The organism is Acidovorax sp. M14, assembly GCF_049331375.1.
Classification (GTDB): domain Bacteria; phylum Pseudomonadota; class Gammaproteobacteria; order Burkholderiales; family Burkholderiaceae_C; genus Acidovorax.
Map to the genome: position 1 here is coordinate 3,374,538 of NZ_CP186263.1, position 26,347 is coordinate 3,400,884.

Genomic DNA, 26,347 nt, shown 5'->3' on the forward strand with positions numbered 1-26,347 from the left:
TACGTTTACGCATGGATAACCTCGACTGGAACCAACTGAAGGCGTTCTTGCAAACGGCGCAGACCGGCTCGCTGTCGGCCGCCGCACGCAAGCTGGGACTGACCCAGCCCACCCTGAGCCGGCAGGTGGCCGCCATTGAGCAGCAGATGGGCGTGACCCTGTTTGAGCGCGTGGGCAAAGCCATGGTGCTCACGCCCACCGGCTTGGATCTGCTGGAACATGCCCGCACCATGGGCACTGCGGCAGAGGCCCTGGGCCTGGCTGCCAGCGGGCGGTCGCAAGCAGTAGGGGGCGTGGTGTCGGTGTCGGCCACCGATGTAGTGGCGACGCACTTGCTGCCGCCCATCCTGCAACGCCTGCGAGCGCAGGCGCCCGGCATTGCCGTGGAGGTGATCTCGTCCAACGCGCTGAGCGACCTGCAGCGCCGCGAGGCAGACATTGCCATCCGCCACGTGCAGCCCGAGCAGCCCGAGCTGATTGCCCGCCTGGTGCGCGATGCCCGGGCGTGCTTTTACGCGTCGGAGAGCTGGGTGCAGGCCCACGGCCACCCGCGCAGCGCGGAGGACGCGGTGAATGCGGAGTTTGTGGGTTCAGACCGCGCTGGCCGGTACCTTGCCTATCTGCGCCACTACGGCTTGAACCTGAGCGAAGACAACTTCACCTGCTACGCAGACCACACCGTGACCCACTGGGCGCTGGTGCGCCAGGGCATGGGCATCGGCGCCATGATGGACGAGATCGCCCGCGAAACGCCGGGCATCGTCCGCGTGCTGGACGACGTGGCGCCGGTGCGTTTTCCCGTCTGGCTGGTGTCGCACCGCGAGCTGCGCACATCACGGCGGATACGGGTGGTGTTTGAGGCGCTGGCCGAGGGGCTGGCGGTGGATCGCTGAACGCCGGCACCGAAGGTCTGTGGAGGGCGAGCAGGGCAACGGAGAAAGGGCCACCGCCGCGCAAGGTGAATGCAGGCGCACTACCCTCGCAACAACGCCAGCACCCTGATGAACATGACGACACCGCACGCCGTGAACCCGCCACACGCCTCACTTGACGCAGCTACCGTGGGCGAGATCATCCAGATGGCGCTGAGCGATCACGTGAGCTTTGCGCAGATCCGCGCCGCCCACGGCCTGCACCACGATGAAGTGAAGGCGCTGATGCGCACCCACCTGGCGCCGGGCAGCTACAGGGCGTGGCGCAAGCGGGTGAGACAGTTTGGGGAACGGCGGGAGAACTACAAGTAGGCGATGAGCAAGCGCCGCTCGGCACCTTTTCAGCACGTGTTCAGCACCCGTTCAGCCTTGCACCGGCAACATGGCTGCAAGGGTCAAGGCGGCATATGACCCCCGCCCCTTCTCCACCTCTAGCCGCTGCAGGAACCACCATGAACACCGACCTCAAGAACTTTGTGCTCCCCGTCGCCCGGGCCGTATCCGCCACGCTGTTTTTTGTGTTGAGCGTGGCCTTTGTCTCGGTGCCGTACAGCCTGGAGCAAGACCCCAGCGATGCGCAGCAGCTAACGCACCCCGCAGCCCCGCGCCACATGACCTGAGCTTGGGTGCCCGCGCAACCCGCAGGGGCCCGGGCAAGCCCCATCAAGCGGGCAAATCCAGGCGAGCCCAGGCGGCCATCACCTCCGGCTGCTTCTTGATCCAGTCGGCCGACATCATGTTGGCGCCCCAGTGGTGGATGCGCGCCACTCCCTCCCCCATGTTCCACAGGTGCCGCAACTGCACAAAGAGCGGCAAGGCGGCGAGGTCGGCATCGGTGACATGGCCGCCGCCTGCGCGGTAGCCAGCCAGGTATTGCTGCCAGCGCCTCAGCAAGGCTTCGTCAGGCTCCATGGGTGCTTTGCGCGGCAGGTTCGACCACAGCCACACACACAGGTCATAGGCCAGAAACCCAGGCCCGGCGTCATCAAAGTCAAAGAATGCGGCGCGGCGCACACCTTCGGCATCGGAGTACACATGGTTGTTGAACCCATGCGTGTCGCCGTGGCACATCACGCGGGTCAAGGTGTCTTCAACCTCTGCCAACTCCCCCAGAAGGCGGTGGATCAGTTCGCGGTAGGCATCCAGCACGGATGGGGCCAGCTCGGGATGGGCGGCAAGGTAGTCCAGCGTGCGGCCTGCCAGATGGTGGCCGTCCAGCACGTAGAGGCTTGCGGGGCCGGTGTAGCTTTGCGCGGCGCTGTGAATCTGGGCCAACGTGGCGCCGGTCAGGTGCAGGTCTTCGGGGGTATCGGGCACAGCGCCTTCGCAGTGACGGAAGAGGACCAGCACACGAGGGCCCTCCGGGAACGGCAGGGTCACGCTGGTTGCGCCGTTTGCAGCCAACACGGGGGAGGCCACGCCCACGCCCTGCGACTCCAAATGGGTCAACAACGCCAGCTCAAAGTCCACATTGAACGGACCACGCGGACGAATGGCGCAGAGCCTTGCCACGTAGCGGTTGCCATCCGCGGCTCGCACCGCATAGTTGTCATTGAGGTTGCGGCGGATCAGGTAGCACTGCTGCACGGGCAGGTCGTAGTGGCGTTCTACCCACTGCGCCACAGACCCGGCTGTGGCCGTGGTGTGGGAAGCAAAAAGGATCGTGTCGGGCGATGGGGTTGGATGCATGCGGCATTCTGCATGCAAGCCGTACGAAGGGCGCGCATGGACAGTGGCACATGACATGCCTTTGAGAAAAATGCCCGCCAGCGCTTACTGCTGGTGCGGAAGCGGTATCAAAACCATAGCACCGCCCGCCACGCTTACCAGGGGAGCGGCGCGCCGCTGTAGGCGTAGAAGCTGCCCGTCTCCTCAGGCGTTAGTCCATCCAGCACCCGCAGCATGTCGCCCGCCGCATCCACTGCCGGGCGGCCAATTTCTGCGCCGTTGAACGGGGCTGACAAGGCTGAATTGACGGTGCCCGGGTGCAGCGCCACCAGCACGGCCTGCGGGTGGGTGCGGGCCACTTCGATGGATGCCGTTTTGACCAGCATGTTGAGCGCGGCCTTGCTGGCGCGGTAGCTGTACCAGCCGCCCAGGCGGTTGTCGCCAATGCTGCCCACCTTGGCCGACAGCACCGCCAGCAAGCCGCGCCCCTGCTTGGGCAGCAGCGGTGCAAAGTGGGCCAACAACAGCGCGGGGCCGAAGGTGTTGGTGCGGAAGGTGGCCTCCATCTGCGCGTAGTTCAACTGGCCCAGACGCTTTTCAGGCATGCCGTGGGGACCGTGCAGCAGGCCTGCGGCGTGGATGATGCAGTGCCATGGTCCCTGTGCCTTGAGCTGCTGGGCTGCTGCGGCGATGGTGGCCTCGTCGTCCAAATCGACGGCCGGCTGGGTGTGGCGGCCCAGGCCCACGGCCAAGGCGCAGCGCGGATCGGCCTGCAGGTGGGCGAGGAAGGCACTGCCGATGGCACCGGTGGCGCCGATGACCAGGGCGCGGTAGCCATGGGGCAGTGAATTCATGGTGAAGACCAGTCGCCGGGGTGTGTGGCCTGCGCATAGACCAGGGAGCCATCGCAGAGCACTTTAGTTTGGTAGTGCGGGAACACGTGGTGTCCACAGTGCTCAGTGAAAACCGCGATGGTGCGGCGTGCCTCACTCACCAGCGCGAACGCGTACTTGAACTCCACCACAGACTCATCCATGAGCTCGAGACGAAGCGTCTGGGAGGGGAAAAAGATTATGTGGCCGGGCTTTGCCAAAAACGCTTCTACCGTGCAGCCGTACCGGGCGGCAAGCTCAGGCGCCCACTCCTGAATGATCTGGGCAGATAGGCGCGGCACAGGGTACTCGTGGATTTTCATGGTGACGTGATGGGTCGAATCAAAGCGCATCGAGTCTAGTTCGCAGACTGGCCGCATGCTCACGCAACGCATCCAGCTGCGGGCCCTGCATCTTCTGCAACTGGCGGTACACCATGCCCAGGCGAAAGTTGTTGCCCAGCGTGCCCTCGTTGCGCGCAAAAAAGTCCCAGTACAGCGCGTTGTACGGGCACGCCCGCTCACCGACTTTTTGCTTTTTGTCGTAGTGGCAGCCGCTGCAGTAGTCGCTCATGCGGTCGATGTAGGCGGCGCTGCTCACATAGGGTTTGGTGGCGAGCAGGCCGCCGTCGGCAAACTGGCTCATGCCCACAGTGTTGGGCACTTCCACCCATTCAAAGGCGTCGATGTACACGCCCAGGTACCAGCGGTGCACGGCGGCAGGGTCGAGCCCCGCCAACAGCGCAAAGTTGCCGATGACCATGAGGCGCTGGATGTGGTGGGCGTATGCATCCTGAAGCGACTGGCCCACGGCGTGCTGCATGCAGCGCATTTTGGTCTCGCACGTCCAGAACCATTCCGGCAGCGGTGTGCTGTGGCCGAGGGCGTTGCGCTCGTTATAGCCGGGCATGTGGGCCCAGTAGATGCCGCGCACATATTCGCGCCAACCCAATATCTGGCGAATAAAGCCCTCCACCGCTGGCAAGGGCGCGGTGCCTGCGTGGTAGGCGACTTGAGCGCGTTGCACCACCTCGTGCGGGCGCAGCATTTTGGTGTTGAGCGCGAAGGACAGCAGCGAATGGAACAGCCGCGCGCTCTTGGTGCTCATGGCGTCTTCATACGCGCCAAAGTCGGGCAGCGTGGTGGTGATGAAGTGGTCAAGCCATGCCAGTGCCTCGGCCCGGTTCAGCGGCCAGCGCAGTGCGTGGGCCTGAGGGTTGCCAAAGCTCTTCACTCCTGCGGCCTGGATGGTGGCCCACAGGGCGCTGTGGTCGTGCGCGGGGCGGGCGTCAGGCGGCAACGCGGGGGTGCCTGGCCAGGGTTTGCGGTTGTCGTGGTCGTAGTTCCATTGGCCGCCTTCGGGCTCGCCCGCTGCATCGATGAGCACGCTGTGGCGCTGGCGCATGCGGCGGTAGAAGTGCTCCATGAGCCACTGCTTGCGGCCCTTGAACACCTCGGCCATTTCGGTGCGGGTGGTGTAGAAGTGCTCGCTGCTGACGGCCTGCACGGCAAAGGCTTGCTTTGCGCCCCAGGCGCGCAGTTGCTCGTCCAGCCGCCATTCGTCGGGGTGTTGGTATTGCAGCGTGTGCGCACCGTAGTGGGCCATGAGGGCGGCCAGGTTGTCGGGCATCGACTGGCGGTTGCTGGCGTCGTCAATCGCCACATAGCGCACGCGGTGCCCGGCCTCGCGCAGGTGGCGGGCCAGGTCGCGCATGCCGGCAAAGATGGCGAGGATTTTTTGTGCGTGGTGCAGCACGTAGTCGGTCTCTTGCCGCACTTCCATCAGCACGTAGACCACGCCTTCGTCCGGCGTGGCAAACCATGAATGCTCGGGGTTGAGCTGGTCGCCCAGAAGCAGGCGAAGCGTGTGGGCACGCTGTGGGGTAGAGGGTTGTGGCGTGCTCATGCCGTGCCCCATAGGCGGCGGTAGCTGCCGTCGGCATCGTGGTCTTGCGCCTGCTTGGTGGGGTTGAAGCGCCGCCCCCCGCGCGGGTCGGTGCCGCGCCCGGCGATGTAGAGCCAGTTGGCCTGGTTGCTGTACACGTCGTAGTCCACCAGTTGCGATTCAAACCACGCCGCGCCCGCGCGCCAGTCGCCCCGCAGGTCGTAGATGAGGTAGCTGGCCACCACCTGGCGCAGGCGGTTGCTGAGGTAGCCGGTGGTAGCCAGTTCGCGCATGGCGGCATCGACCAGGGGCTGGCCCGTATCGCCCCGGCACCAGCGATCAAAACCGCGCGGGTTGTGCGGGGCGGGCGGCAGTTCTGACAGCCCCCGCGCCCGGTACAGCGCTGCACCGTATTGCAGGTGCAGCAGCCGGAAGTAATCGCGCCACAGCAGCTCAAACCACAGCCAGTAGGTGCCGTCATTGGCGCCGTGGTCGCGCTCGAAATTTTTCAGATCGGCATAGATCTGGCGCGGAGACAGCGCGCCCGTCGCCAACCAGGGCGAGAACTTGCTGGAGTAATCCAGCCCCGTGAGCCCGTTGCGCGTGTCCTTGTAGCTGTGGGGCAACTTGCGGGCCAGGTACTGCGCGAGGTGGGCCAGCGCGGCGGCCTCGCTGCCATCGCACGCGGGCGTTACGTACGGGAAGGAGGAACGGGCATCGCTGCCCTGCGGAGGTGCGGGTTGCTGGATGGCTTCGGCGCCCAGCTCTGCCCCCACGGCCTGCAACACGGGCGCGGGCACGTCAGGTGGCGGCAGCAGCCGGGCGGGTGCAGGCAATGGCACAGCGGGGGTGATGCCTGCGCGCTCCACCTTTTGGCGGAAGGTGGTAAACACGCCGGGCAACTGGTCCACAGCCCACGGCATGCGCGCCGGGGGCAGCATGCTGCTGTGCCACACGGTGCGCACCTGCAAGCCTGCGGCGCGCAGTGCGGCCACCTCAGCCTGCTCATAGGGGGCGGCAATGTCTTCGCACACCACGGTGGTGGCACCCACGGCCTTTGCCAGTTGCGGCAAGGCGGTGGCGGGTGGGGCTTGGCAGATGAGCAGTGGGTTGCCCAGTGCGCTCATCTGCCCTTGCAGCCCGCGCAGTGCTGCGGCCGTGAAGGCCCGGCGGTGTGCGCCCACACGGGCAAAGCCCCAGGGCGTGCGTTCATCCGGCGCGGGCAGGCACACCACGGGTAGCAGGTGGGTGGCACCGCTGGTGAGGGCTGCGCGCAGCGCGGGTTGGTCGTGCAGGCGCAGGTCGTTGCGAAACCAGAACAGCACGGTGCTCATGCTGCGCCCTCCCCTGCAGGCTTGTCGGCGCGCTTGCGTTCGCTGCGGCAGCGGTCGGAGCAGTACTTCACTTCGTCCCACACCTTTTCCCACTTCTTGCGCCAGGCAAAGGGCAGGCCGCAGTGTTGGCAGGTCTTTTGCGGAAGGTCGGATTTTTTGCGCATGCGCATGGTTCAAAAGTCCAGGGTTTGCTGCTGGGGGTGCTGGGCGGCGTTGCGTGCGCGAGCCCGGGCGCGGGCCTGCGGGCTGCCGCCATCGCGAAACTGGCGGGAGCCGTGGTTTTCCACAATCGCAGCCTGGGCGGCGCGCACGGTGGGCTGGGCGCGCAGGCCGTGCACGCGGGCCTTGGCCGTGCGGGTGGCGGTGTCCAGCTCCACTAGCGGCACGGCAATGTCGTGGCCCACGCGCACGCCGCAGCGGGCCTGCACATCGGGCGGCATGCGCCAGGGCTCCAGCAGCCAGGCATCGGGCACGCGGCGCAAGGCGGGCAGCCACTGACGCACAAAGTGGCCGTGGGGGTCGTGGTTTTGCGCCTGCTTGATGGGGTTGTAGACGCGGGTGGTGTTGATGCCCGTGGTGCCCGCCTGCATTTGCATCTGACTCCAGTGGATGCCGGGCTCGTAATCCAGAAACTGGCGGGTCAGCCACTCGCCCACGGTCCGCCAGTGCAGCCATAGCGGGTACGAGGCCACCGACACCAGCATGGCCCGCATGCGGAAGTTGATCCACCCCGTCTCGCGCAGCATGGCCACGCAGGCATCCACCATGGGCCAGCCGGTGCGCCCCGCGACCAGGGCCTCGAAGTGGGCGGGGTTCCATTCGCCTTCGCGCAGGCCGTTGTAGCCCCGGTGCAGGTTGTGGTGCTCCAGCGCGGGTTCGGATTCGAGCTTCTGGATGAAATGGCAGTGCCAGTGCAGGCGGCTCATGAAGGCGGTGAGCCCCTTGCGCTGCCATGCGGCTCCAGGCTCAGTGCTGCCTTTAAGCTGTTGCTGGCGGCGCTGGGTGGCCTGCACCACCTCGCGCATACCCAGGCTGCCCAGGGCCAGATAGGGAGACAGACGCGAGCAGGCACTGGGCGCGGTGAGCGGCGATGAGATGCCGCCCCGGTAGCCCTGGCTGCGCTCTGCCAAAAAATCTTGCAGCACGCGCAGACCTTCTTTGCGGCCGCCGCGCTGGCGTTGGGGTGGGTCGTGCGCCGCCAAACCCAGCTCGGCCGCGCTGGGCCAGGGCTGTGCGGGCCACGGCAGCGTGCGGCTGTGCAGGGCCTCTGGCACAGGGGCAGGCACCACGGGCGCGTGCATGAAGGCCTGCCATTGCTGTTGCCAGTCATCGCGCGAGCGCAGGCGACGCACCACGCCGTGCTGGGGCCATTCGCGCCAGGCTACGCCCTGCGTGCGGCACCAACGGCCAACGGCCTGGTCGCGGGCGTAGGTGTGGGCGTTGCCCGTTTCCTCATGGGCCACCAGGGTGTGGAAGGGAGCCAGCGCGTGCAGGCGGGCCAGCACGTCCACCACCTCGCCCACGGCCACCTGCAGCGTGGCACCGCGCCGCTGCAGGGCCTGGGCCAGGTCGTGCAGGCTTTCTTGCACAAAGTGGTAGTGCTGCAGGGCCGCATCGGGCTGGGCCCACAGGCTGGGCTCAATCACATACAGACACAGCACCGGGCCCTGGGCGGCAGCGTGGTGCAGCGGCGCGTGGTCATGCACGCGCAAGTCGCGTTTGAACCAGACGACGGTGTAGCTCATGCCCTGCCCTGCGCCGCTCTGGCCCCGTTAGCCCGCGATCAGCCCGCCACGGCGCGGGCCAGTGACTGGCCGCTGAGCCATGCGCCCTCGACCTTGCCGCCGCTGATCCAGTCGCCGCACAGGCCCAGCAGCGCATCGGCATCCCACCAGTACCCCAGCGTGAGGGCGGGTTCGGTGTCGGCATAGCGCCAGCGGTGGGCCGTGGCTTGCACCTGCGTAGGAGCGGGGCCGCCCAGTGCCTGGAATGCAGCGAGCAAGGTGGCGGTCACACTGTCGGCGGTGTCTTCGATGTGGGCATCGCTCCACTCGGGGCTGGCGTGCAGCAGCCAGGTTTCGGTGCCTGCAGGGGCCGTGCGGCCGGGCTTGCTGCTGTCGCGCGCCACCCAGCGCAGCGGGCCGGTGTTGATGAAGGCACCGTCCCACGCCAAGGCCACGGGTGCGGGGCAACGCACCATCACCGCCCAGCTGCCGCGCATGCGTGCGCTGGCAGCCACCGCAGCGCCCGTGGGGGCCACAGGTTGCAGCAAGGGCACGGCTTGCGGGGCGGGCACGGCCAGCAGCACGGCGCTGTAGCGCTGCGAGTGCAGGCCATGCTCGGCAGAGATGATCGACCAGCCATCGGCGTTGCGCTCCAGCTTTTGCACGGTGGTTTGCCACTGCGCCAGCGCCCGGTCACCCGCCTGCTGCAAGCCCTGCACAAACCAGCCGGCGGGCGATGTCATGCGCGGGGTGCCCACAAAGCGCTCCAGTGGGGTGGCGGGCGTGGTCCAGACTGCGCCGTCAAAGCTGGCAAGGCGTGCGTCCCACAGGGCGGCCACACCAGCCTGCTGCCAGCGGGCGACTTCGGCGCGGAACTGCGGATCGCGTGCAGTGAAGTACTGCGCGCCGTGGTCACACTGCCAGGGGCCTGCCGCGTCTTCAGCACGGCGCGTGCTCATACGGCCTGAGGGGCCGCGGCTCTTGTCGAACACATGCACCGAGTGGCCCGCCTGCAGCAGGGCTTGTGCGCACGACAGGCCCGCCAGGCCTGCGCCGATGACGGCGATAGGAAGTTTGGGAATGGGTGCGCTCATGGCTGCGGTTCGGTGCGGTCGTGGGTTACCCAGATGAGGGCCTGCGTGTCGATGCCCAGTGCCTGGGCGCGGGCGATGAGCTGCTCGCGAACGGCAGGGGCCAACTGCTTGGTGCGCGACAGAATCCAGCAGTAACTGCGGTCTGGCCCCACCACCAGCGCCCATTGGTAGTCGGCATCCAACGCGGCCACATGGTAGCCGCCGTAGAACGGGCCAAAGAACGAGACCTTGAGCGACGCCGTGTTGGTATCGCCCGTGAACTTGGCCTTGCCTTCGGCCTGCCGCCAGTCGTTCTTGCCAGTGTCAAAACCCCGGTTGAGCACGCGCACGCCGCCATCGCTCTGGCGCTGGTAGGTGGCAGATACATCGGTCATGCCACGTTCAAAAGAGTGGTCAAGCCGGGCCACCTCGTACCAGCGCCCCTCGTACCGCGCCAGGTCAAATGGCGTGACGGGGGTGATGCCGGAGGGCGGAGTGGTGGAGGAGCAACCGACCAACGCGAGCAACAGAGCTGTGGACACCAGCAGCACGGAACGGCGCACCCAAGGGAATAGCAAGGACATAAATTACCAATCAGTCACAAAACAAACCGAATGGTAAACCACTCCATACAGGTCGGGGTGCGGGCCTGTGAGTTGCCGTGCCGAGGTGCCCGCTCCACGCCCCGTAAACTCGCACCATGACCCTTCAAATCACCGTGTACTCCAAGTCCGCCTGCCCGCAGTGCGAGTCGGCCAAGATGCTCCTCAAATCCCGTTCGCTGCCCTACGAAGAAATCAAGATCGATGACGAGGCCGAGCGCCTGGCGTTTTATGCCAAGTGCGGCCCCTCGGTGCGGCAGATGCCGCAGATTTTCATCAACGACCAGCGTGTGGGTGGGCTGGCTGGCCTGCAAGCTGCGCTGGCACAACTGTGCCTCTGAAGGCCCGGGCAAGCCCCCGGCAGCAGCTGCAGCGTGGCGGCTGCGGTGCTGGCATTGGCTGTGGGCCAGCTCCCCTCATGTGCCCTATGCCTTTGAACAGGTTCTTCAGCGGCATGGAGACAGCCCAACAACTCCGAGACCGTCCTACATTCCGCCGGGCCGGCCCATGCTGCAATAGCGCTCGGGCCACGGAGGCGGGCGATAGCCGCCGCGTGATCGATCTTCACCCCACACACCAAGGATGCACCCATGGAAACCGGTATTCACACCATGTCCGACCTGTTTGACCAACTGGGACTGCCGTCCGACGAGGCGTCGATGACCACGTTCATCGCAACGCACCGCACGACGGCTGTCAATTTCACGCTGCCGGATGTGGCGGTATGGTCGCCCGCCCAGGCCAAGTTCTTGCGCGAGGCGATTGCGGCGGATGCAGACTGGGCCATCCCTGCCGAGCAGCTGAGCCAGGCCTTGGGCTGCGGGCCCGGCGTGCCACGCTGACGGCCTCAGCGCGGGCGGGTGTGCGGACGGGCAAACGGGCAAACGGGCTATTGCCCGCCTTGCGCACTGGCCAAAAACCCGTCCACCAGCGCGTAGTGCTCGGGCACATTGAGCGCAGGGGCATGGCCGCAGCCGGGCACCTCCACCACCTGCGCCTGGCCGCGTGATCCCGGGCCCCGGGTCAACATTTCGGCCGTGACGTCTGGCAGCACCAGGTCGGACTCGGCCCCGCGCAGGCACAACACGGGAATGTCGAGCGCGTCGTAGTGATCCCAGATGAGGTAGTCGTTGGTGTGGTGCGTGAACTGCTGCACCATGGCGGGGTCGTAATGCGGCGTGACACGGCCGTCTGGCAGGCGGCGGGTGCTGCTCTCGGTGAGCAGGCGCCACTGCTCATCGCTGAGCCAGCCGTACGGCTTGTATACCTGCCGAAAGAACGCCTCCAGCTCCTTCACCGTGTCGAACGCAGGCGGATGGCCTGCATAGGCCTTGATGCGCTCCAGCGCCGCATCCGCCAGGCGCGGGGCGTTGTCGTTGAGCAGCAGGCTCTGGATGCGGCCCTTGAGCTGCGGCTCGAACAATCCCGATGCGCACACCGTACCGATGGCCCCGCCCATCGATGTGCCCACCCAGTGCGCTTTCTCGATGCCCAGCTGGTCAAAGAGGTCGGCCGCGATGCGTGCGTAGAACGACAGGCGGTACTCGTCTTGCGGCGCGCGCGCCCACTGGCTCAGGCCCCGTCCCAATGTGTCGGGACAGATCACGCGGTAGCGCGATGCCAGGTGGGCGGCCAGCGGGTCCATGTCGCGGCCGGTGCGCGCCAGCCCGTGCCACGCGATCACCACCGGGGCATCCGGCGCGCCCCACTCCATGTAATGGATTTCATAGCCAGCGCAGGTGGTGTAGCGCGATAACGGAGTCATGGTGGTCAACCTTGTGAGTCGGTGGATAGATGCAGGCTGCGGACAAAACAACCTGTGGACGGGTAGCGGCTCACAAAACTCAGCGAGGCGGTCCTGGCGAGGCGTTGCGTTGCAGACAGTACTGAAAGTACGGCAAGACGCAACAACAACGCCAGGAGAGTTTTTGGAGCCGCGCTCATTTCATGAGGCGGCCGTTGCTGCCGATGACAGTGACCTCGACATAGCGCGAGCCGATACGGTTGGTGGGCGAATAGCCCAGCGTGATGCCGCCAAGGTCATAGCTTTGCAGTGACTCCAGCGCCTTCACGACCTTGGCGCGTGTGGGCGCAGGCCCGGCGCGGCGCAGGGCCTCGACCAGCACCTTGGCACCGAGGAACTGCTCAAAGCTGGTGTAGTTGACCTCGGCGTCGGGCGCGTACTTTTTCAGCAGCGTCTGGTACTCGCGCACCACGGGCAGCTGCGGCCGGTAGGGGTAGGGCACCACCTGGCTGATGCCCAGGCCGTGCGCGTTCTTGAGGCCCGCGAGCTTGACCAGCTCCGTCGGGTCCACCACCGAGATGTTGTACAGCTGCGCGCCGCCGCCCTGCTCGCGGTAGCGCTGGATGAAGGCCGCCGCGGGCTTGTTCACCGCAATCATGATGACCGCGTGCACATCGGCGGCCTTGATGGCCTTGACGGCGTCGTCCACCTTGTCGGTATTGCGCTCGTAGCCCGCAGACACCACGAGCTTGAGGCCACGCTTGCCCAGCGCCGCCTCCACCCCCGCGAGGCCCGCCTTGCCAAAGCCGTCGTCCTGGTACATCACGGCCACACGGTTCATGCCCAGCGTGGTGAGCTGCTGCACCATGTGCTCGGTTTCGTCGGCATAACCGGCACGCACATGAAAGATCCAGGGGTTGAACGGGTTGCGCAGCGACTCGCCACCCGTGTACGGAGCCACCAGTGCGGCGCCGCCCTGCTCCAGCACGCCATCGGCCAGCAGCTGGGTGATGTTGGCCGTGCCCGCAAAGCCGTACAGGGCCACCACTTCGGGCTTGGCCAGCAGCTCGCGGGTGCGGGTCAACGTGTCCGCGACCTTGTAGCCATCGTCGGCCACCGCCTGGCGAATGCTGGCGCCGTGCACGCCGCCTTGTGCGTTGACCCAGTCAAAGTAAATCTTGCCGCCCAGCACCATCTGCGCGCCGGTGCTGGCCAGCACGCCCGACAGCGGGGCCACCTGCCCCACCACCACCTCGGCGGCCCGCGCGGGGGCCAGCGCCCCCACGGCCAATGCCAACGCCATCGGTCCACCCCACCACAGGGTGGCCGACACGCGGCCTACCCAACTCTTCACAGTGTTCATTGCTTCCGTCCTTGTGATGACTGCGCCTGGAATGGCCCGGGGCATGCACCTGCAGTGCACGGGTCCCGGGCTTCCACAGAGATCGTTCAGCGTCCTGGTCAGTCAGGGATGGAGATGGCGCCCGCCGTGATGGCAATGGCGTTGGCGGCAGCGGGCGTGGTGGCCAGCGGCGGCACGTTGGCGGCGGTGATGGCCGGTGCGCTGCCCGGTGTGCCGCCACGTGGCACCGTACGCACCACCTGGCTGGCGGGCAGCGCCTTGCCGTTGGCGAGGTGGTCGTACACGGCGTCGAGTGCGTGGTTCAGGTACACGTGCAGCGGCACGTAGCGGCTGTCATAACCCGGCAGCACGGTGGGCAGGCCGATGAAGCTGTCGAAGTGCTGGGCGTTGGCCACTTCTACATAGCTGAGCTTGCTGGCAGCGCCTTCGACCTTCTTGTTCAGTGCGGCGTAGGGGCGCGAGGTGTGGCTGACGGGCAGCAACGCATCCGCACGGCCATGCACGATGACGGCAGGCTTGCCACGCAGGTTGCCGTTGCGGCGGGTTTCGTCTACACCGGCCTGCAGCTTCTTGGCGGCGGCATCGTTGCCGGTGACGAGGTTGCGCAGGCACAGCGCACCGCTCAGGTTCCAGTCGGCCACGCCCGCGTCCGACACCGACAGGAAGTCGCGTGCCGGGCCCAGCTTGCCCAGATTGTTGACCAGGTTGATACCGCCCGATGGGGGCACGCCATTGCCCGTGGCAAACATGCCAGCGAGCGCTGCGGGGGCCAGTGTTGTCACCGCGCCTGTAGCCGCCGTGGCCGCGTAGCTGAAGCCGCACAGGTGGTCCTTGACGCTGGCGCGCGACAGGCTGTTGGCGAAGGTGACGGCGACCGCCGGAGCAACTTCAAACGCAGCCAGCGACGCATGCAAGTCGTTGGACTCGGGCTCCCAGCCGTAGGCGCGCAGCTTTTGCAAAGCCTCCTCGGCCTGCGTGGCCGTGGTGGAGGCCGTGAGCAGGCCTGCCGCCTTGAGCGAGGCACAGCGATTGGGCGCAATCGGCAGGGCCGCACTGCCAAAGCCGGCGGCAAAAGCGGCGGCGTAAGGGCTGGTGCTGACCGATGGCGCCAGCGATGCGCAGGCCTGGTACAGGTTGGCGTAGGTCGTGAAGTCCACCAGCGTCTTGCCGGTGACGGCCACCTCAGCACTGCCACGGCGCACGGTGACACCGGGGTTGGCAGGCATCTCGATGGCAGGCTCGGACACGGCCACGCCGCTGATCAGGCCCTGCGTGTCCAGCTCGGCCGCGGCAATCGCGGAGCCGCCACCGTTGGAGATGCTGGATGCAATCACGATGGTGTTGGCCGGGGTCAGCGTCTTGAGGCGCTGGCCCGCTGCATCGGTGGCGCCATAACGTTGGTTGAGCACGTAGTAGCCAAACTCCACCGCCTGCAAGGTGGTGGTGCCCCAATCCTTTTCAGAGTTCTGGCCCGAGTGGGCGTGCTTGAAGGCAAAGCGATTGGGCGTAGCGGTGTTGAAGGCGGCCAGCTCGGTAGTAGTGAGGCCTGCGTTGAAAGCCGCGTTCTTGCCCGCTGCGGTGGCCGTGGTGCGGGTGCCGTCGATCAGCGGCACGGTGTCATTCATGAGGTCATGCGGCGCGCCGCCGGTGCCCTTGTCAGAGTACGCCACAGCGCAGCCCTTCTTCAGGCCCCACTCGCCGGTGGAGATGCCGCCGTACACACCGCGCGAGCCCGATGCCGTCGCGGTGATCATGCAGGGCTTCTTGGGGTCGAAGCTGGCAGGCACCTGCACCATGAGGGTGACATTCTTGCGGCCTGTGCCGTCGTCGGCAAATGCGATGTACTCAGTGCCTGCGACCTTGCCTTCGCCGGTGGTGACCTTGCCCTGTGCATCCACGTTGGGGCCATACAGCGTGCCGTAGCCACCGGCCGCCGTCATGTCGAGCATGGCGCGGTAGTTGGTGTGGATGGCTGTGCGGCGCAGCTCGGCTGCGGTGGGCTTGAGCGGGTCGGCATAGGCCGGTGGCACGGCCGCCGCCAGCCCCGTGGCGCCCAGGCCAGCCGTCAGCAGGTCGTTGCTGGTGCCGTCGTACGTGATCTCGCTGATGGCGCCCAGGTAGGCGGGCTTGGTGTTGAGTGCGGCGCTGTCGCCATCACTGCCGCCGCAGGCAGCCAACACCGCAGCGGCGAGCACTGCGGGAACGAACGGACGAGAAAAGGGACGAAAACGCGGGTTCTTCATGCTGATCTTCATGTGCTTGTCTCCTGGAGTTTTTTCTTTGCGTCTTTGTTGCACAGCTCACCCACACACCCAGGCCACGCCAGTCACCCGGCGCGGCCGGGCCACTCACCCCACCTTGCGCGCAGCTGCCGCGCGCAGGCGCCCCACCACACCGGTGGGGAAGTAGTAAACGGACAGAACGAACAGCACGCCCAGCCACAGCAGCCAGCGGTCGGGCGACAGCAGCGCAGACAGCCAGGGCAGGCCTGAGGCGGCCTCGCTGCCCAGGCGCAGCAGATCCTGCAGGTAGCTTTGCGCCACCAGGAAGAGCACCGCGCCAATGGCCGAGCCGTAGATCGTGCCCATGCCGCCGATCACCACGATGAGCAGGCAGTCCATCATGATTTCGAAGCTGAGCGATGTGTCCGGCCCGTTGTAGCGCAGCCAGAGCGCCAGCATGGCACCCGCCATGGTGGCAAACAGTGCCGACAGCACGCTGGACGTGGTGCGGTACACCACCACGCGGTAGCCAATGGCCTCGGCGCGGAACTCGTTCTCGCGGATGGCCTGCAGCACGCGGCCGAAGGGCGAGTTGACGATGCGCAGCAGCGCCAGCACCAGCGCCACGGCCGTGACGAAGAGCAGGTAGTAGCAGATCAGCCGCCCGTCGATGCTCACGCCCAGGAAGGGGTCGTCAAACGGCTCGAAGCTGGGCGAAAGGAACTCGGGCACCTTGAAGGTCAGGCCGTCTTCGCCGCCTGTGATGTCCGACAGCTGCGAGGCCAGCGTCTGGAACGCAGCAGCCACGGCCAGCGTGATCATGGCGAAGAAGATGGCCCGCACGCGCAGCGAGAAGAGCCCCACCGCCAGCGACAGCAGCAGCGAGAGCACCAGCGCGCCGGCCAGCCCCACCAGCAGCGCAGACCAGGTGGGCCCCATGCGCGTGGTGGCCACGGCAATGCCGTAGGCCCCGATGCCAAAGAACATGGTGTGCGCAAAGCTCACGATGCCGGTGTAGCCCAGCAGCAGGTCAAAGCTGGCAACCAGCACCACAAAGATCAGCACCTTGGCCGCCACAGACAGCGCCTTGACGCCGGGGAAGAGGAAAGGTGCAAAAGCAAGGCCAACAAAGATGGCCACCAGAATCACCGCCAGCACCTTGCTGCGCGGATAGTCGCCGGAGAGAAGTCGGTTCAGCATGTCAGTCGGCCCCTCATCAGCGGTTGGCCACGGGATAGACGCCCTGCGGGCGCCACAAGAGAATGGCCACCATCAACGCGATGTTGGAGAACAGCGCCACCTTGGGCACCAGGAAGCCGGTGTAGTTGGCCATCAGCCCCACCAGCAGCGCACCGATGAGCGCGCCGCCGGTGCTGCCCAGGCCGCCGATGATGATCACTATGAAGATCAGCACATTGACCTGTGCGCCCATCTGGGGCACGACGTTCTGCTGGTACAGGCCCCACATCACGCCGCCCAGGCCCGCCAAGGCCGAGCCCACCACGAACACGCCCACAAACAGGCGGCGGATGCGATAGCCCAGGCTTTCGACCATCTCGCGGTCTTGTACGCCGGCGCGGATGAGCAGGCCGACCTTGGTGCGCGACAGCGTCCACGCCAGCACACCAAACACCAGCAAGCCCACAGCCACCGCCACCAGGCGGTACTTTTCGATGGCCGCATCACCCACCAGCAGCGAGCCACGCATGCCCTCGGGCAGCGGCAGCGGGATCTGCGCGGGGCCCCAGATGACCTTGATGAGTTCTTCACCAATGATCATGCCGCCCATGGTGATGAGGATCTGCTTCAAGTGCTGGCCGTACACGGGGCGCACGATGAAGCGCTCGAACGCCAGGCCCACGGCCCCCGCCACCGCCATGGCCACCACCATGGCCGGCAGCACGGCCATCAGGTTGCGCCACAGTTCGGCGCTCTGGGTGTAGTCGCCCATGGCGCCCAGCACGCTGGTGGCCACAAACGCACCCAGTGCAATGAACACGCCATGGCCAAAGTTCAGCACGTCCATCAGGCCAAACACCAGCGTGAGGCCCGAGGCGATGATGAAGATGATCATGCCCATGGCCAGCCCCGCCACCGTGAGCGTGAGCCAGGTGCTGGGCGAGCCGATGAAGGGCAGCACCAGCAGCGCCAGCGCCGGCACCAGCGCCAGCGGCTTCCAGTCGAAATCGCGGGTGATGCTCATGCCCGACCTCCAGCAGCCACTGCCGCACCACGCACATCAGCTACATATTTGATAGCTGCCACGGCAATAGATACCTGCGCTACCACCCGAAAACACTTGAAATTGCTCATACGACTCATAGCGCCAACCCCAGCAGCGAGCGCTGCAGTTCTTCGTCTTGCGCCAGTGCGGCCATGCTGCCCGCATGCACCACCTGGCCGTTGTCCATCACGGCCACGGTGTCACCCAGCCGCTTGGCAAAGTTGATGTTCTGCTCGACGAGCAGGATGGTCACGCCGCTCTTCTTGAGCTGGTCGAACGCATCGATCATGTTGTTGATGATGGCGGGCGCGAGGCCCTTGCTGGGTTCATCGACGATGAGCAGATCGCGCGGCTCGACGATGGCGCGGCTCACGGCCACCATCTGTTTCTGGCCGCCGCTGAGCTTGCCAGCCGGGTGGTTCCAGAACTTCTCCACGGCGGGGAAGAGCTTGAAGATCCACTGCAGCCGCGCCTCGTCCATCTGCGCGGCGTTGCGCGCGCTGCGTGCGGCCAGCAGCATGTTTTCCTTCACCGTGAGGTCGGCAAAGATGCCCATGTTCTCGGGCACATAGGCGATGTTCATGCCCGCAATGGCGGGAGTGTTCATCGCCGTGATGTCTTTGCCGCCAAAGTGGATGGAGCCCTTCGACGCATGCCACAGGCCCATGATGGTGCGCAGCGTGGTCGTCTTGCCCGCACCATTGCGGCCCAGCAGCATGGTGAGCTGGCCCTTGGGCACCGCCAGGTCCACGCCGTGCAGGATGTGGTACGCGCCGATGTGCGTGTGCACGCCCTTGAGTTCGAGCAGGTTGGTCGTTGGTGTCGTGCTCATGCGGCCTCCTTCTCTGCGTCCTTGGAGACGCCCAGGTAAGCCTCTTGCACCACGGGCGATGCAATCACCTCGGCCGGTGGGCCGTCGGCCACCAGCGTGCCATTGGTCAGCACGATGATGCGGTCGGCCAGCTCGCGCACCACGTCCATCTTGTGCTCTACCAGCAGGATGATCTTGGTCTTGTCCTTCTTCAGCTCGCGGATCAGGTTCAGGATCACGGGCGCCTCGTCATGGCTCATGCCAGCCGTGGGCTCGTCGAACATGTAGACCTGCGGCTCCAGCGCCATGAGCAGTGCCACTTCGAGCTTGCGCTGGTCGCCATGCGGCAGGCTGGCCACGGGCGTGTCGGCCCGGTCGGTCATGGCCACGGCCTGAAGGATCACGCGGGCGCGCTGGGTCAGCGCGTTGTGGTCGCTCCAGATGCTCCACAGGTTCATGCCCCGGCGGTGCTTGCCCTCTTGTGTGGCCTGCACGGCCAGGCGCACGTTCTCCAGCACGCTGAGGTTGGGGAACAGATTGGTGAGCTGGAACGCCCGGCCCAGGCCCGCGTGCGTGCGTGCCGAAACGGACTGGCCTGTGAGGTCCTGCCCGCCCAGCATCACGCTGCCGCTGGTGGCCTTGAGTTGCCCCGAGATCAGGTTGAAGTAGGTGGTCTTGCCCGCACCGTTGGGGCCCACGATGGCGGTCAGCGTGCCGGGCTCGAAAGAGCAGGTCACGCCGTTGACCGCCACGTGGCCGCCAAAGCGGATGGTCAAGTCCTTGGTGGCCAAGGTGCTCATGGGTGGGGGTTCACTTTCACGGTCTGAGTCAATCGATGGAATGGGTGGGGCGCCCTGCCCTGCGGCAGCGCGCCCCGCACTTTAAGGACAAGTGCCAATCACGTAGTAGTTGGTGCTGGTCTGCTTCAGGGTGTTGGTGACGAACACGTTCCACAGGCCCATGTTCTGGTTGGAGCCCAGCGCATAGGTGTAGCCCCCGGCGGCATAAGCGCGCCCGGCCAGGGTGTGTGCATAGTTGCTGGCCGTAGTGCAGGTGGCCGTGCCGCCGCCCGATGCGGCCAGCGTGGTGCCCGATGCAGCGGCCGATGTGGCGCCTTCGGCCCCGTTGGCATCGGCAGCGCGCACCGTCCAGCTGTAGGTGGTGGAGGCAGCCAGGCCGGTGTCGGTGTAGCTGGTGGCGGTCACAGGCAGCGCGTTGACCTTGTTGGCGTTGCGGTACACGTTGTAGCTGGCCGCGCCGGTGACGGCGGCCCAGCCGATGGCCATGCTGTTGGCCGTGGCGCCCGAAGTGCTCACGCCCGTGGGGGCAGGCAGGGCCACAGGGTCGGGGGGCGTGGTACCGCCCGTGCCGCTGGAAACGCGATCCACCATGGCCTTGATGGCCGCCATTTGCGGGCCGGACTTCTTGGAGTAGTTGGCGCTGTCATAGCCCCACCAGTCCCAGCAGCTGTTGGTGGCTGCGGTGCTGGTCTGCGGGTACAGCATCACGATGTTGTTGGTGTCGGCCCAGCGGTTGTAGCCAGTGTTGCGCACGTACTGCTGCTGCACATCGCTGATGTTCTGCTTGCAGCCATGCAGCACCACGTGCAGCTTGCAGGTGGCCGTGCCGCCCGCCTGGCAGGCCTGGGGCACATAGGCCCAGCCCGTGGTGGCCATGCCGTGGTTGCTGATGAATTCGCTCTGGTTGAACTCGATGTAATTGCCGGTGGGCAGGGTGGCGTTGTTGCGGGCGTTCAGCGTGCCGTACAGGTGCTGCAGCATGGCGCCGGCCAGGTCGAAGTTGCAGTCGCTGATGTAGGGCGCGCCCTTGGTGGAGCAGGCGTTGCCGTAGTCGTCCGTCACCATCGCGTGTTCTGCCGCAATGTCCTTCTTGTAGACCACGTTGGCGGCGGGCACGAAGCTGTTGTAGTAGGTGCGCAGCGCGTCCATCACCCCGGTTTTGACCACGCTGTCGAGCGTGCCCGAGAACAGGTAGACCTTGGAGTTCTGCAGATTGGCCACGGGGTCAATGACTCCCTGACTGGCCCAGGTGTTGGTGGTGCTGACCAGCGTGCTGGTGGGAATGCCTGCAGGACTGGCCATGCAGCGCCCGGTGGCGTTGACGATGGACCCTTCGGCGCAATAGAACGGGCCGCCCGCCACAACGCCCGCGCCCTTGGCAAACGTGGCCGAGTACGCCACGTGCAGTTGCACGGCCATGAAGCCGCCCGAGGACAGGCCCGACACCGTGGTCTGTGTCTTGTCGATCTTGAGTGCTGGCAGGTTGACGGCAGCGTGAACACTGCCCACGCCACACAGTGCCATCGCAGCCCCTGCCGCAGCCGCCCGGATGAAATTGAAAGCCATGTTGTCTTGTCTCCAAATAATTTTTGAGAAAAACCGACCCAGCCCCCGTGTACACCCGGGGGTTCATGCATCAATTCACTGGAAAAAGAGGGGCGGCCGCCCCTGCGAGGATGGATCCCCGCTGGGCTGAACAATCGTCAGCCAGCGGGGCCACGCAAACCGTTTATCGCTTGTTGCGAATCGGAACTTGCATCTCTTCAGGCTTGATCTCGCGCACCAGCTCGGGCACACCCCAGGCAAAGGCCGGGTCCACCTTGATCTTGAAGTGGTACATGCTCTGCATGGCCTGGTGGTCTTCCTTGCGGAAGGTCATCTTGCCCTTGGGCGTCTCGAAGCTCATGCCCTCCATGGTCTTGATGAGCTTGTTGGTGTTGGTGTCGCCATTGGTGGCCTTGAGGGCCGTGACCAGCGCCATGGCAGAGCTGAAGCCGCCGGCCGTGAAGAAGTCCGGCGGGGTCTTGAACTCCTTGTAGTGCGCAGCCACCATGGCTTCGTTCACGGGGTTCTTGGGGATGCCGAAGTAGTAGTACGTGGCACCTTCCATGCCGGGGAAGTTCTTGTAGGCAGCCATGGCGGGCAGGATATTGCCGCCGGTGGCGATCTCGATGCCATAGCGCTTGAGGTCCATGTCAGCGATCTTGAACGGGTTGCCTGCACCGGCCCAGATGATGAAGATGACCTTGCGGCCCGGCACGTCCTTGAGCTTGTCGATCAGGCGCTGGGCACCGGCGGTGAAGTCGGTGGTGGTGGTGGGCAGGTATTCCTCGTGCACCAGCTTGGCGTTCTTGAGCGCGTCCTTGAAGGCCTTCACGCCATCGCGGCCGAAGGCATAGTCCTGCGCCAGCGTCGCCACCGCCACGCCCGCCTTGTCGATGGCCACGGCGTTGGAGATGGCGTCCTGGCTGCTGTTGCGGCCGGTGCGGAAGATGTACTTGTTCCACTTGTCACCGGTGATGGCGTCGGCCACTGCGGGCTCCACCAGCAGGATCTTCTTGTATTCCTCAGCCACCGGCAGCAGGGCCAGGGCAACGCCGCTGGAGGTGGGGCCGACGGCGATGTCGGCCTTGTCGTCCGAGTAGGCCGAAGCCAGCAGGCTCTTGCCCAGGTCAGGCTTGCCCTGGTCGTCCTTCTCGATCACGACGAGCTTCTTGCCATTGACGGTCATGCTGCCGCCGGTGGCGTAGTTCAGGCCCATCATCAGGCCGGTCTGGGTCTGCTTGCCATAGGCCTCCAGCGGACCCGTCTTGCTGTACACGTGGGCAATGCGGATTTCACCGGTCTGCGCGAACGCGGGGGCAGAAAGTGTGGCGGCGGTAACGGCTGCGGAAGCGAGGGCGACCAGAGTGCGACGTTGCATGGCGATGTCTCCTGTTGTGATGCTTCTTTATTGCACAGTCTGTGCCAGCATCCAAGTGCTTGATTTCAAAGATACTTTTACTGACACCCTGGCGACACTGACTAATTTCAATACACATTAAATGTCCAAATATTAGACATTTGTCTGATTTTTATTCAGGGTTTTCCAGACGTCCATAGAGCGTGGCGCGCGAGATGCCCAGCTGCCGCGCCGTGGCCAGCTTGTTGCCGCCATGGGCCTTCAGGGCGGCGGCAATGGCCTTGCGCTCCAGCTCGGCCACCTGCTCGGCCAGCGGGCGCAGGTAGCGGCTTTCGTCGTCGGCATCGGTGGCGTGGCCCGGGTCTTGCACCGGGGCGGGGGCGGCGGGCTCCACGCCGGCCTCGCGCAGGATGCGCTCCAGCTGCGCGGCGTCGATGGACTGCGAGTCGCTGCGCATGACCGCCTGCTCCAGCACATTACGCAGCTCGCGGATGTTGCCGCGCCAGGGCTGGCCCGCCAGCAGGGCCATGGCGTCGGGCAGCAGCTCGGGAGGCGCGGTGCCGTTGCGCAGGGCCAGGTCTTCGCCCAGGGCTTCGACCAACGCAGGAATGTCGCTGCGTCGCACGCGCAGCGGCGGCACGCGCACGGGCAACACATGCAGGCGGTAGAACAAGTCCTCGCGAAACTTGCCCTCGCGCACCAGCGCGGCCAGGTCGCGCGATGTGGCGGCCAGGATGCGCACATTGAAGGGCACAAGCTTGTTGCTGCCCAGCGGCTCGATCTCGCCCTCTTGCAATGCGCGCAGCAGCTTGGCCTGCAGGCTCTGCGGCATGTCGCCGATTTCGTCGAGGAACAGCGTGCCGCCGTCGGCCAGCTTGAACTTGCCGTCGCGGCCCTTGCGGTCAGCGCCGGTGTAGGCGCCCGGCGCCACGCCAAAGAACTCCGCTTCGAGCAGCGTGTCGGGCACGGCGGCGATGTTCACGCTCACAAACGGGCCGCTGGCGCGGCTCGATGCGGCGTGAATGGCGTGGGCCAGCAGCTCTTTGCCGGTGCCGGTTTCGCCCAGCAGCAGCACGGGGCTGGTGGACTGCGCTGCACGGCGCGCCTGGCGCTTGACCTCGGCCGCCGCAGGGCTGGAGCCGATGAAGCTGGCAAAGGTGTATTTGGACCGCCGCTCGCCATCGCCCGCCACCGCCAGGCTGCGGCGGCGCTGGCTGGCCAGCTCGCGCCGGGCGTCGTCGAGGTCGCGCTGCAGCAGCGCGAACTTGCTGATGAGCGGCTGCAGCGTGGTTTCGGGGTGGTCGAACAGCACGATGCCGATGGCGCCAATCACGCGGTCCGCATCGTCGCGCAGCGGGATACGGCTGACCACAAAGGTGCCCGCCTTGTTGGTGAGCAGGTCGATCAGCACGGGCTGGCCGGTCTCCAGCACGCGGCGCATCTGGGTGTTGGGGATCACCTCTTCCACCGTGCGGCCGACGAACTGGTCCACCGACGAAAAACCAAGGTCCGGCAGAAAGCGCTGATAGCCTTCATTCACCCACACGATGCGCCCGCTGCGGTCCACCAGGAACATGCCCTGGCTGACGCTGGAGAACAGCTGGAACATGGAGCGTGCCGCCAGTTCCAGAATGCCCTGGGCATCCAGCGGCAAGGCGGGGGCGTCATCGGTGAGAAGGGGCATGGGCGGATGGTAGCGCGGAGGTGCACGCGGATCCGTGTCCCTGCCACGGTCATCGGGAGGACAGCGCGTAGCCCTCAGCCATTTGCTACTCTATTTATAGCATTCAAGGCATGATTTATCTGCGCATCAGGCATTTACTGCACCTTGTCAGCCGCCTGACGCTCTTCGGTATGCCCCCACTGCAGCACCACTGCGGACGGCGGCTGCACCGGCTGCGCCGCCAGGGGCTGGTCCATCAGGATGCAAGTCTTGCCGGTGCGGCGGCAATGGTCCTGCACCCGCCAGTACTGGTCATGGCTGATGCAGCCGGTCTGGCAAATCACCCAGTCTGCGGCCGCCAGGCTGGTATGCAGTGCCACGTCGCTGATGGCTGGCGCCCTCTCCTCGACGGCCACCTCTTTGCCTCTGTACGCGTTCTGGGAGTCAGCGGGGGCCTGGGACGACGTGCTCGGCGCCGATGCGGCCAGCTTCCATCGCAGGCACTCGCGCGACAAGGCGGTGATGCGCTCTGCCAGCCCGCCGATATGGCGGGCCATGGACTGTCGCCGCGGCAGGCCCGGCTGAGCCGCCTGCCACTGTGCCAGGGCATCCTGCGCCCACGCGAGGCGCGTGTCCCGGATGATCACTGCAGCACGCAAGCGCATCACCTCCGCCGACAGCGCTTCCAGTTGCGCGGCCTGAGCGGCCACCAGCTTGCTGCAGCGTTGCTGCGCCTCACCCCACTGCCGGCACAACGCCATAAATTCCTGGGGAAGTGAATCCATGCATCACCTTGCAAATAAGAATTATTCGCATTTTATGTTATCATCTAGCCCCGTTGAGCAAGTCTCCTGGTGGGGAGGCTCGGGATCTACAACCCGGTGCCAGGCTTGCCACAACAACCCAAGCTGAAAACGAAAAAACCGCGCCCTGGAGCGCGGTTTTTTTACGTGCATCGTGCGCCACGAGTGCGCAGACGCAGGGGCCTCTATGAAGACGCCAGCTTGCGTGCCGCCATGCGGCGCATCACGCGCGGAACGATCAACACCAGCGCCACGATCACCACCAGCGTGAGCGACATCGGGCGCTGCAGGAAGATCCACCAGCTGCCCTCGCCCAGCGCCACGGCGTTACGCATCTGCGCCTCGGCCAAGGGGCCCAGGATCATGCCCACCACCACCGGCGCGGTCGGAAAGTCGAACCGGCGCATCACCACCCCCAGAATGCCGATGGCATACAGCAGGAACAGGTCGAACGCGCTCTGGCGCATGCCGTAGGCCCCCACCGTGGCGAAGATCAGGATGCCTGCGTACAGCTGCGGGCGTGGCACCTTCAGCAGCTTGACCCACAAGCCCACCATCGGCAGGTTCAGCACCAGCAGCATGATGTTGCCGATGTACAGCGAGGCGATCAGCGCCCACACCAGTGCCGCCGAGCTGGTGAACAGCTGCGGGCCCGGGTTGATGCCGTAGTTCTGGAAAGCGCCCAGCAGCACGGCCGTGGTGTTGCTGGTGGGAATGCCCAGCGTCAGCAGCGGAATCAGCGCAGCCGTCACGGTGGCGTTGTTCGCCGCCTCGGGGCCGGCCACGCCTTCAATGGCGCCCTTGCCCCCAAACTCGGCCTTGTCCTCGCCCTTGGCAAGCTTCTTCTCGGTGGCGTAGCTGAGGAAGGTGGGTATCTCTGTGCCGCCCGCAGGGATACAGCCAAACGGTGTGCCGATGAGCGTACCGCGCAGCCACGCGGGCCAGGACCGTTTCCAGTCCCGTGCGGTCATGTGCACACGGCTCATCTTGTTCTGCGTCTCGTTCACGCTGCCTTCGTAAATGGCTGCGTAGAGCACCTCGGCCACGGCAAACAGCCCCACGGCCACCAGCACGATGTCGATGCCATCCAGCAACTCCATCTGGCCTGCGGTGTAGCGCGCGGCACCAGAGATCTGGTCCATGCCCACGCAGCCCAGGGCCAGCCCCACAAAGAGGGCTGTCATGCCGCGCAAAGCGCTCTGGCCGAGCACCGCGCTCACGGTGGTGAAGGCCAGCACCATCAGCATGAAGTATTCCGGCGGCCCCAGCTTGACGGCAAATTCCGCCACGCCCGGTGCGAACAGCGTCACGACCACCGTTGCAATGGTGCCCGCCACGAAGGAGCCAATCGCCGAGGTCGCCAGCGCCGCACCGGCGCGGCCACTCTTGGCCATCTTGTTGCCCTCCATCGCGGTCACCATACTCGCCGTCTCCCCCGGCGTGTTCAGCAGGATCGACGTGGTGGACCCTCCATACATGGCGCCGTAGTAGATACCGGCAAAAAAGATCATCGAGGCCGTGACCTCGACCTTGGCGGTGATGGGCAGCAACATGGCCACAGCCACGGCGGGCCCGATGCCAGGCAGCACGCCCACGGCCGTGCCGAGGGCACAGCCCACCAGCGCCCACAGCAGGTTGGCTGGCGTGATGGCGGTGGCAAAGCCCGCCAGAAGCGCATCAAAGATTTCCATCAGAACCTCTTCTTGATGTTGTTGTCAGGGGTCTT

At 65.8% G+C, this 26,347-nt stretch carries 26 protein-coding genes; 5 read left to right on the top strand and 21 right to left on the bottom strand.

The window, feature by feature from the left end:
- Positions 1 to 11 precede the first annotated feature (11 nt).
- The 3 genes from ACOYR4_RS15785 (at position 12) to ACOYR4_RS15795 (ending at position 1,552) form a co-directional block, all read left to right on the top strand.
- Positions 12 to 893 (top strand): LysR family transcriptional regulator, encoded by an 882-nt coding sequence (locus ACOYR4_RS15785; RefSeq protein WP_422847262.1) that lies wholly within the window; start codon positions 12 to 14, stop codon positions 891 to 893.
- 114 nt (positions 894 to 1,007) lie between these two features.
- Positions 1,008 to 1,244, top strand: a complete 237-nt coding sequence (locus ACOYR4_RS15790) for a DUF2805 domain-containing protein (RefSeq protein WP_309825077.1) — start codon at positions 1,008 to 1,010, stop codon at positions 1,242 to 1,244.
- A gap of 140 nt (positions 1,245 to 1,384) precedes the next feature.
- A complete protein-coding gene (locus ACOYR4_RS15795) occupies positions 1,385 to 1,552 on the top strand; it encodes a hypothetical protein (protein ID WP_209820007.1) in 168 nt (55 codons plus the stop codon).
- 43 nt (positions 1,553 to 1,595) lie between these two features.
- Here the strand turns inward: ACOYR4_RS15795 and ACOYR4_RS15800 are convergent, their stop codons facing one another.
- The 9 genes from ACOYR4_RS15800 to ACOYR4_RS15840 all read right to left on the bottom strand — a co-directional run bounded on the left by ACOYR4_RS15800 (position 1,596) and on the right by ACOYR4_RS15840 (position 10,071).
- Positions 1,596 to 2,621 (bottom strand): phosphotransferase enzyme family protein, encoded by a 1,026-nt coding sequence (locus tag ACOYR4_RS15800; RefSeq protein ID WP_422847263.1) that lies wholly within the window; start codon positions 2,619 to 2,621, stop codon positions 1,596 to 1,598.
- Between the two features lie 134 nt (positions 2,622 to 2,755).
- Positions 2,756 to 3,454 (bottom strand): SDR family NAD(P)-dependent oxidoreductase, encoded by a 699-nt coding sequence (locus ACOYR4_RS15805; protein WP_422847264.1) that lies wholly within the window; start codon positions 3,452 to 3,454, stop codon positions 2,756 to 2,758.
- Complete coding sequence (locus ACOYR4_RS15810; RefSeq protein WP_422847265.1) at positions 3,451 to 3,795, bottom strand: hypothetical protein; 345 nt, start codon at positions 3,793 to 3,795, stop codon at positions 3,451 to 3,453. Before ACOYR4_RS15810 ends, ACOYR4_RS15805 begins: the two co-directional genes overlap by 4 nt.
- Positions 3,796 to 3,814: 19 nt before the next feature.
- Positions 3,815 to 5,377, bottom strand: coding sequence for a cryptochrome/photolyase family protein (locus tag ACOYR4_RS15815; RefSeq protein WP_422847266.1), 1,563 nt, complete (start codon positions 5,375 to 5,377; stop codon positions 3,815 to 3,817).
- Positions 5,374 to 6,690, bottom strand: coding sequence for a DASH family cryptochrome (locus tag ACOYR4_RS15820; RefSeq protein WP_422847267.1), 1,317 nt, complete (start codon positions 6,688 to 6,690; stop codon positions 5,374 to 5,376). Before ACOYR4_RS15820 ends, ACOYR4_RS15815 begins: the two co-directional genes overlap by 4 nt.
- On the bottom strand, positions 6,687 to 6,860 hold the full coding sequence (locus ACOYR4_RS15825; protein WP_422847268.1) for a DUF2256 domain-containing protein: 174 nt from the start codon (positions 6,858 to 6,860) through the stop codon (positions 6,687 to 6,689). The genes ACOYR4_RS15820 and ACOYR4_RS15825 overlap by 4 nt, the downstream gene beginning before the upstream one ends.
- 3 nt (positions 6,861 to 6,863) lie before the next feature.
- Positions 6,864 to 8,435 carry an FAD-binding domain-containing protein gene (locus ACOYR4_RS15830; RefSeq protein WP_422847269.1) on the bottom strand — a complete coding sequence of 524 codons (1,572 nt, stop codon included), beginning with the start codon at positions 8,433 to 8,435 and terminating at the stop codon, positions 6,864 to 6,866.
- Positions 8,436 to 8,473: 38 nt separating this feature from the next.
- Positions 8,474 to 9,508: an NAD(P)/FAD-dependent oxidoreductase gene (locus tag ACOYR4_RS15835; protein ID WP_015014939.1), complete on the bottom strand. Its 1,035-nt coding sequence runs from the start codon at positions 9,506 to 9,508 to the stop codon at positions 8,474 to 8,476.
- Complete coding sequence (locus ACOYR4_RS15840; protein WP_422847270.1) at positions 9,505 to 10,071, bottom strand: lipocalin family protein; 567 nt, start codon at positions 10,069 to 10,071, stop codon at positions 9,505 to 9,507. Before ACOYR4_RS15840 ends, ACOYR4_RS15835 begins: the two co-directional genes overlap by 4 nt.
- Positions 10,072 to 10,187: 116 nt before the next feature.
- Between ACOYR4_RS15840 and ACOYR4_RS15845 the strand changes: the two genes are divergently transcribed.
- Both ACOYR4_RS15845 and ACOYR4_RS15850 read left to right on the top strand, forming a co-directional pair.
- On the top strand, positions 10,188 to 10,430 hold the full coding sequence (locus ACOYR4_RS15845) for a glutaredoxin family protein (protein WP_422847271.1): 243 nt from the start codon (positions 10,188 to 10,190) through the stop codon (positions 10,428 to 10,430).
- A 249-nt stretch (positions 10,431 to 10,679) separates the two neighbouring features.
- Positions 10,680 to 10,931, top strand: a complete 252-nt coding sequence (locus ACOYR4_RS15850) for a DUF2789 family protein (protein WP_015014942.1) — start codon at positions 10,680 to 10,682, stop codon at positions 10,929 to 10,931.
- Between the two features lie 47 nt (positions 10,932 to 10,978).
- Here the strand turns inward: ACOYR4_RS15850 and ACOYR4_RS15855 are convergent, their stop codons facing one another.
- The 12 genes from ACOYR4_RS15855 to ACOYR4_RS15910 form a co-directional block, all read right to left on the bottom strand.
- On the bottom strand, positions 10,979 to 11,854 hold the full coding sequence (locus ACOYR4_RS15855; protein ID WP_422847272.1) for an alpha/beta fold hydrolase: 876 nt from the start codon (positions 11,852 to 11,854) through the stop codon (positions 10,979 to 10,981).
- Between the two features lie 175 nt (positions 11,855 to 12,029).
- The gene (locus ACOYR4_RS15860) at positions 12,030 to 13,196 is read right to left on the bottom strand and encodes an ABC transporter substrate-binding protein (protein ID WP_422847273.1); all 1,167 of its coding nucleotides are present in this window, start codon (positions 13,194 to 13,196) and stop codon (positions 12,030 to 12,032) included.
- A gap of 98 nt (positions 13,197 to 13,294) precedes the next feature.
- On the bottom strand, positions 13,295 to 15,451 hold the full coding sequence (locus ACOYR4_RS15865; RefSeq protein ID WP_422847274.1) for a D-(-)-3-hydroxybutyrate oligomer hydrolase: 2,157 nt from the start codon (positions 15,449 to 15,451) through the stop codon (positions 13,295 to 13,297).
- 93 nt (positions 15,452 to 15,544) lie between these two features.
- Positions 15,545 to 16,618, bottom strand: a complete 1,074-nt coding sequence (locus tag ACOYR4_RS15870) for a branched-chain amino acid ABC transporter permease (protein ID WP_015014946.1) — start codon at positions 16,616 to 16,618, stop codon at positions 15,545 to 15,547.
- Between the two features lie 16 nt (positions 16,619 to 16,634).
- Complete coding sequence (locus tag ACOYR4_RS15875) at positions 16,635 to 17,621, bottom strand: branched-chain amino acid ABC transporter permease (RefSeq protein WP_056640195.1); 987 nt, start codon at positions 17,619 to 17,621, stop codon at positions 16,635 to 16,637.
- Between the two features lie 115 nt (positions 17,622 to 17,736).
- The gene (locus tag ACOYR4_RS15880) at positions 17,737 to 18,474 is read right to left on the bottom strand and encodes an ABC transporter ATP-binding protein (RefSeq protein ID WP_060986967.1); all 738 of its coding nucleotides are present in this window, start codon (positions 18,472 to 18,474) and stop codon (positions 17,737 to 17,739) included.
- Positions 18,471 to 19,253 carry an ABC transporter ATP-binding protein gene (locus ACOYR4_RS15885; protein ID WP_015014949.1) on the bottom strand — a complete coding sequence of 261 codons (783 nt, stop codon included), beginning with the start codon at positions 19,251 to 19,253 and terminating at the stop codon, positions 18,471 to 18,473. Before ACOYR4_RS15885 ends, ACOYR4_RS15880 begins: the two co-directional genes overlap by 4 nt.
- An 81-nt stretch (positions 19,254 to 19,334) precedes the next feature.
- A complete protein-coding gene (locus tag ACOYR4_RS15890) occupies positions 19,335 to 20,819 on the bottom strand; it encodes a PHB depolymerase family esterase (RefSeq protein ID WP_110961062.1) in 1,485 nt (494 codons plus the stop codon).
- 163 nt (positions 20,820 to 20,982) lie between these two features.
- Positions 20,983 to 22,176: a substrate-binding domain-containing protein gene (locus tag ACOYR4_RS15895; protein ID WP_422847275.1), complete on the bottom strand. Its 1,194-nt coding sequence runs from the start codon at positions 22,174 to 22,176 to the stop codon at positions 20,983 to 20,985.
- Between the two features lie 151 nt (positions 22,177 to 22,327).
- Positions 22,328 to 23,839, bottom strand: a complete 1,512-nt coding sequence (locus ACOYR4_RS15900) for a sigma-54 interaction domain-containing protein (protein WP_110961060.1) — start codon at positions 23,837 to 23,839, stop codon at positions 22,328 to 22,330.
- A 134-nt stretch (positions 23,840 to 23,973) separates the two neighbouring features.
- Complete coding sequence (locus ACOYR4_RS15905; RefSeq protein ID WP_422847276.1) at positions 23,974 to 24,603, bottom strand: DUF2325 domain-containing protein; 630 nt, start codon at positions 24,601 to 24,603, stop codon at positions 23,974 to 23,976.
- A gap of 203 nt (positions 24,604 to 24,806) precedes the next feature.
- Positions 24,807 to 26,312: a tripartite tricarboxylate transporter permease gene (locus tag ACOYR4_RS15910; protein WP_060987086.1), complete on the bottom strand. Its 1,506-nt coding sequence runs from the start codon at positions 26,310 to 26,312 to the stop codon at positions 24,807 to 24,809.
- Positions 26,313 to 26,347 lie beyond the last annotated feature (35 nt).

What these genes read in the sequence shown, in the direction of transcription:
- ACOYR4_RS15830 (WP_422847269.1), bottom strand. Translation starts at nt 8,435, where the DNA reads ATGAGCTACACCGTCGTCTGGTTCAAACGCGACTTGCGCGTGCATGAC.
- ACOYR4_RS15895 (WP_422847275.1), bottom strand. Translation starts at nt 22,176, where the DNA reads ATGCAACGTCGCACTCTGGTCGCCCTCGCTTCCGCAGCCGTTACCGCC.
- ACOYR4_RS15865 (WP_422847274.1), bottom strand. Translation starts at nt 15,451, where the DNA reads ATGAAGATCAGCATGAAGAACCCGCGTTTTCGTCCCTTTTCTCGTCCG.
- ACOYR4_RS15890 (WP_110961062.1), bottom strand. Translation starts at nt 20,819, where the DNA reads ATGGCTTTCAATTTCATCCGGGCGGCTGCGGCAGGGGCTGCGATGGCA.
- ACOYR4_RS15860 (WP_422847273.1), bottom strand. Translation starts at nt 13,196, where the DNA reads ATGAACACTGTGAAGAGTTGGGTAGGCCGCGTGTCGGCCACCCTGTGG.
- ACOYR4_RS15825 (WP_422847268.1), bottom strand. Translation starts at nt 6,860, where the DNA reads ATGCGCATGCGCAAAAAATCCGACCTTCCGCAAAAGACCTGCCAACAC.
- ACOYR4_RS15785 (WP_422847262.1), top strand. Translation starts at nt 12, where the DNA reads ATGGATAACCTCGACTGGAACCAACTGAAGGCGTTCTTGCAAACGGCG.
- ACOYR4_RS15910 (WP_060987086.1), bottom strand. Translation starts at nt 26,312, where the DNA reads ATGGAAATCTTTGATGCGCTTCTGGCGGGCTTTGCCACCGCCATCACG.
- ACOYR4_RS15880 (WP_060986967.1), bottom strand. Translation starts at nt 18,474, where the DNA reads ATGAGCACGACACCAACGACCAACCTGCTCGAACTCAAGGGCGTGCAC.
- ACOYR4_RS15875 (WP_056640195.1), bottom strand. Translation starts at nt 17,621, where the DNA reads ATGAGCATCACCCGCGATTTCGACTGGAAGCCGCTGGCGCTGGTGCCG.
- ACOYR4_RS15900 (WP_110961060.1), bottom strand. Translation starts at nt 23,839, where the DNA reads ATGCCCCTTCTCACCGATGACGCCCCCGCCTTGCCGCTGGATGCCCAG.
- ACOYR4_RS15870 (WP_015014946.1), bottom strand. Translation starts at nt 16,618, where the DNA reads ATGCTGAACCGACTTCTCTCCGGCGACTATCCGCGCAGCAAGGTGCTG.
- ACOYR4_RS15800 (WP_422847263.1), bottom strand. Translation starts at nt 2,621, where the DNA reads ATGCATCCAACCCCATCGCCCGACACGATCCTTTTTGCTTCCCACACC.
- ACOYR4_RS15795 (WP_209820007.1), top strand. Translation starts at nt 1,385, where the DNA reads ATGAACACCGACCTCAAGAACTTTGTGCTCCCCGTCGCCCGGGCCGTA.
- ACOYR4_RS15885 (WP_015014949.1), bottom strand. Translation starts at nt 19,253, where the DNA reads ATGAGCACCTTGGCCACCAAGGACTTGACCATCCGCTTTGGCGGCCAC.
- ACOYR4_RS15810 (WP_422847265.1), bottom strand. Translation starts at nt 3,795, where the DNA reads ATGAAAATCCACGAGTACCCTGTGCCGCGCCTATCTGCCCAGATCATT.
- ACOYR4_RS15835 (WP_015014939.1), bottom strand. Translation starts at nt 9,508, where the DNA reads ATGAGCGCACCCATTCCCAAACTTCCTATCGCCGTCATCGGCGCAGGC.
- ACOYR4_RS15850 (WP_015014942.1), top strand. Translation starts at nt 10,680, where the DNA reads ATGGAAACCGGTATTCACACCATGTCCGACCTGTTTGACCAACTGGGA.
- ACOYR4_RS15905 (WP_422847276.1), bottom strand. Translation starts at nt 24,603, where the DNA reads ATGGATTCACTTCCCCAGGAATTTATGGCGTTGTGCCGGCAGTGGGGT.
- ACOYR4_RS15855 (WP_422847272.1), bottom strand. Translation starts at nt 11,854, where the DNA reads ATGACTCCGTTATCGCGCTACACCACCTGCGCTGGCTATGAAATCCAT.
- ACOYR4_RS15820 (WP_422847267.1), bottom strand. Translation starts at nt 6,690, where the DNA reads ATGAGCACCGTGCTGTTCTGGTTTCGCAACGACCTGCGCCTGCACGAC.
- ACOYR4_RS15845 (WP_422847271.1), top strand. Translation starts at nt 10,188, where the DNA reads ATGACCCTTCAAATCACCGTGTACTCCAAGTCCGCCTGCCCGCAGTGC.
- ACOYR4_RS15815 (WP_422847266.1), bottom strand. Translation starts at nt 5,377, where the DNA reads ATGAGCACGCCACAACCCTCTACCCCACAGCGTGCCCACACGCTTCGC.
- ACOYR4_RS15840 (WP_422847270.1), bottom strand. Translation starts at nt 10,071, where the DNA reads ATGTCCTTGCTATTCCCTTGGGTGCGCCGTTCCGTGCTGCTGGTGTCC.
- ACOYR4_RS15790 (WP_309825077.1), top strand. Translation starts at nt 1,008, where the DNA reads ATGACGACACCGCACGCCGTGAACCCGCCACACGCCTCACTTGACGCA.
- ACOYR4_RS15805 (WP_422847264.1), bottom strand. Translation starts at nt 3,454, where the DNA reads ATGAATTCACTGCCCCATGGCTACCGCGCCCTGGTCATCGGCGCCACC.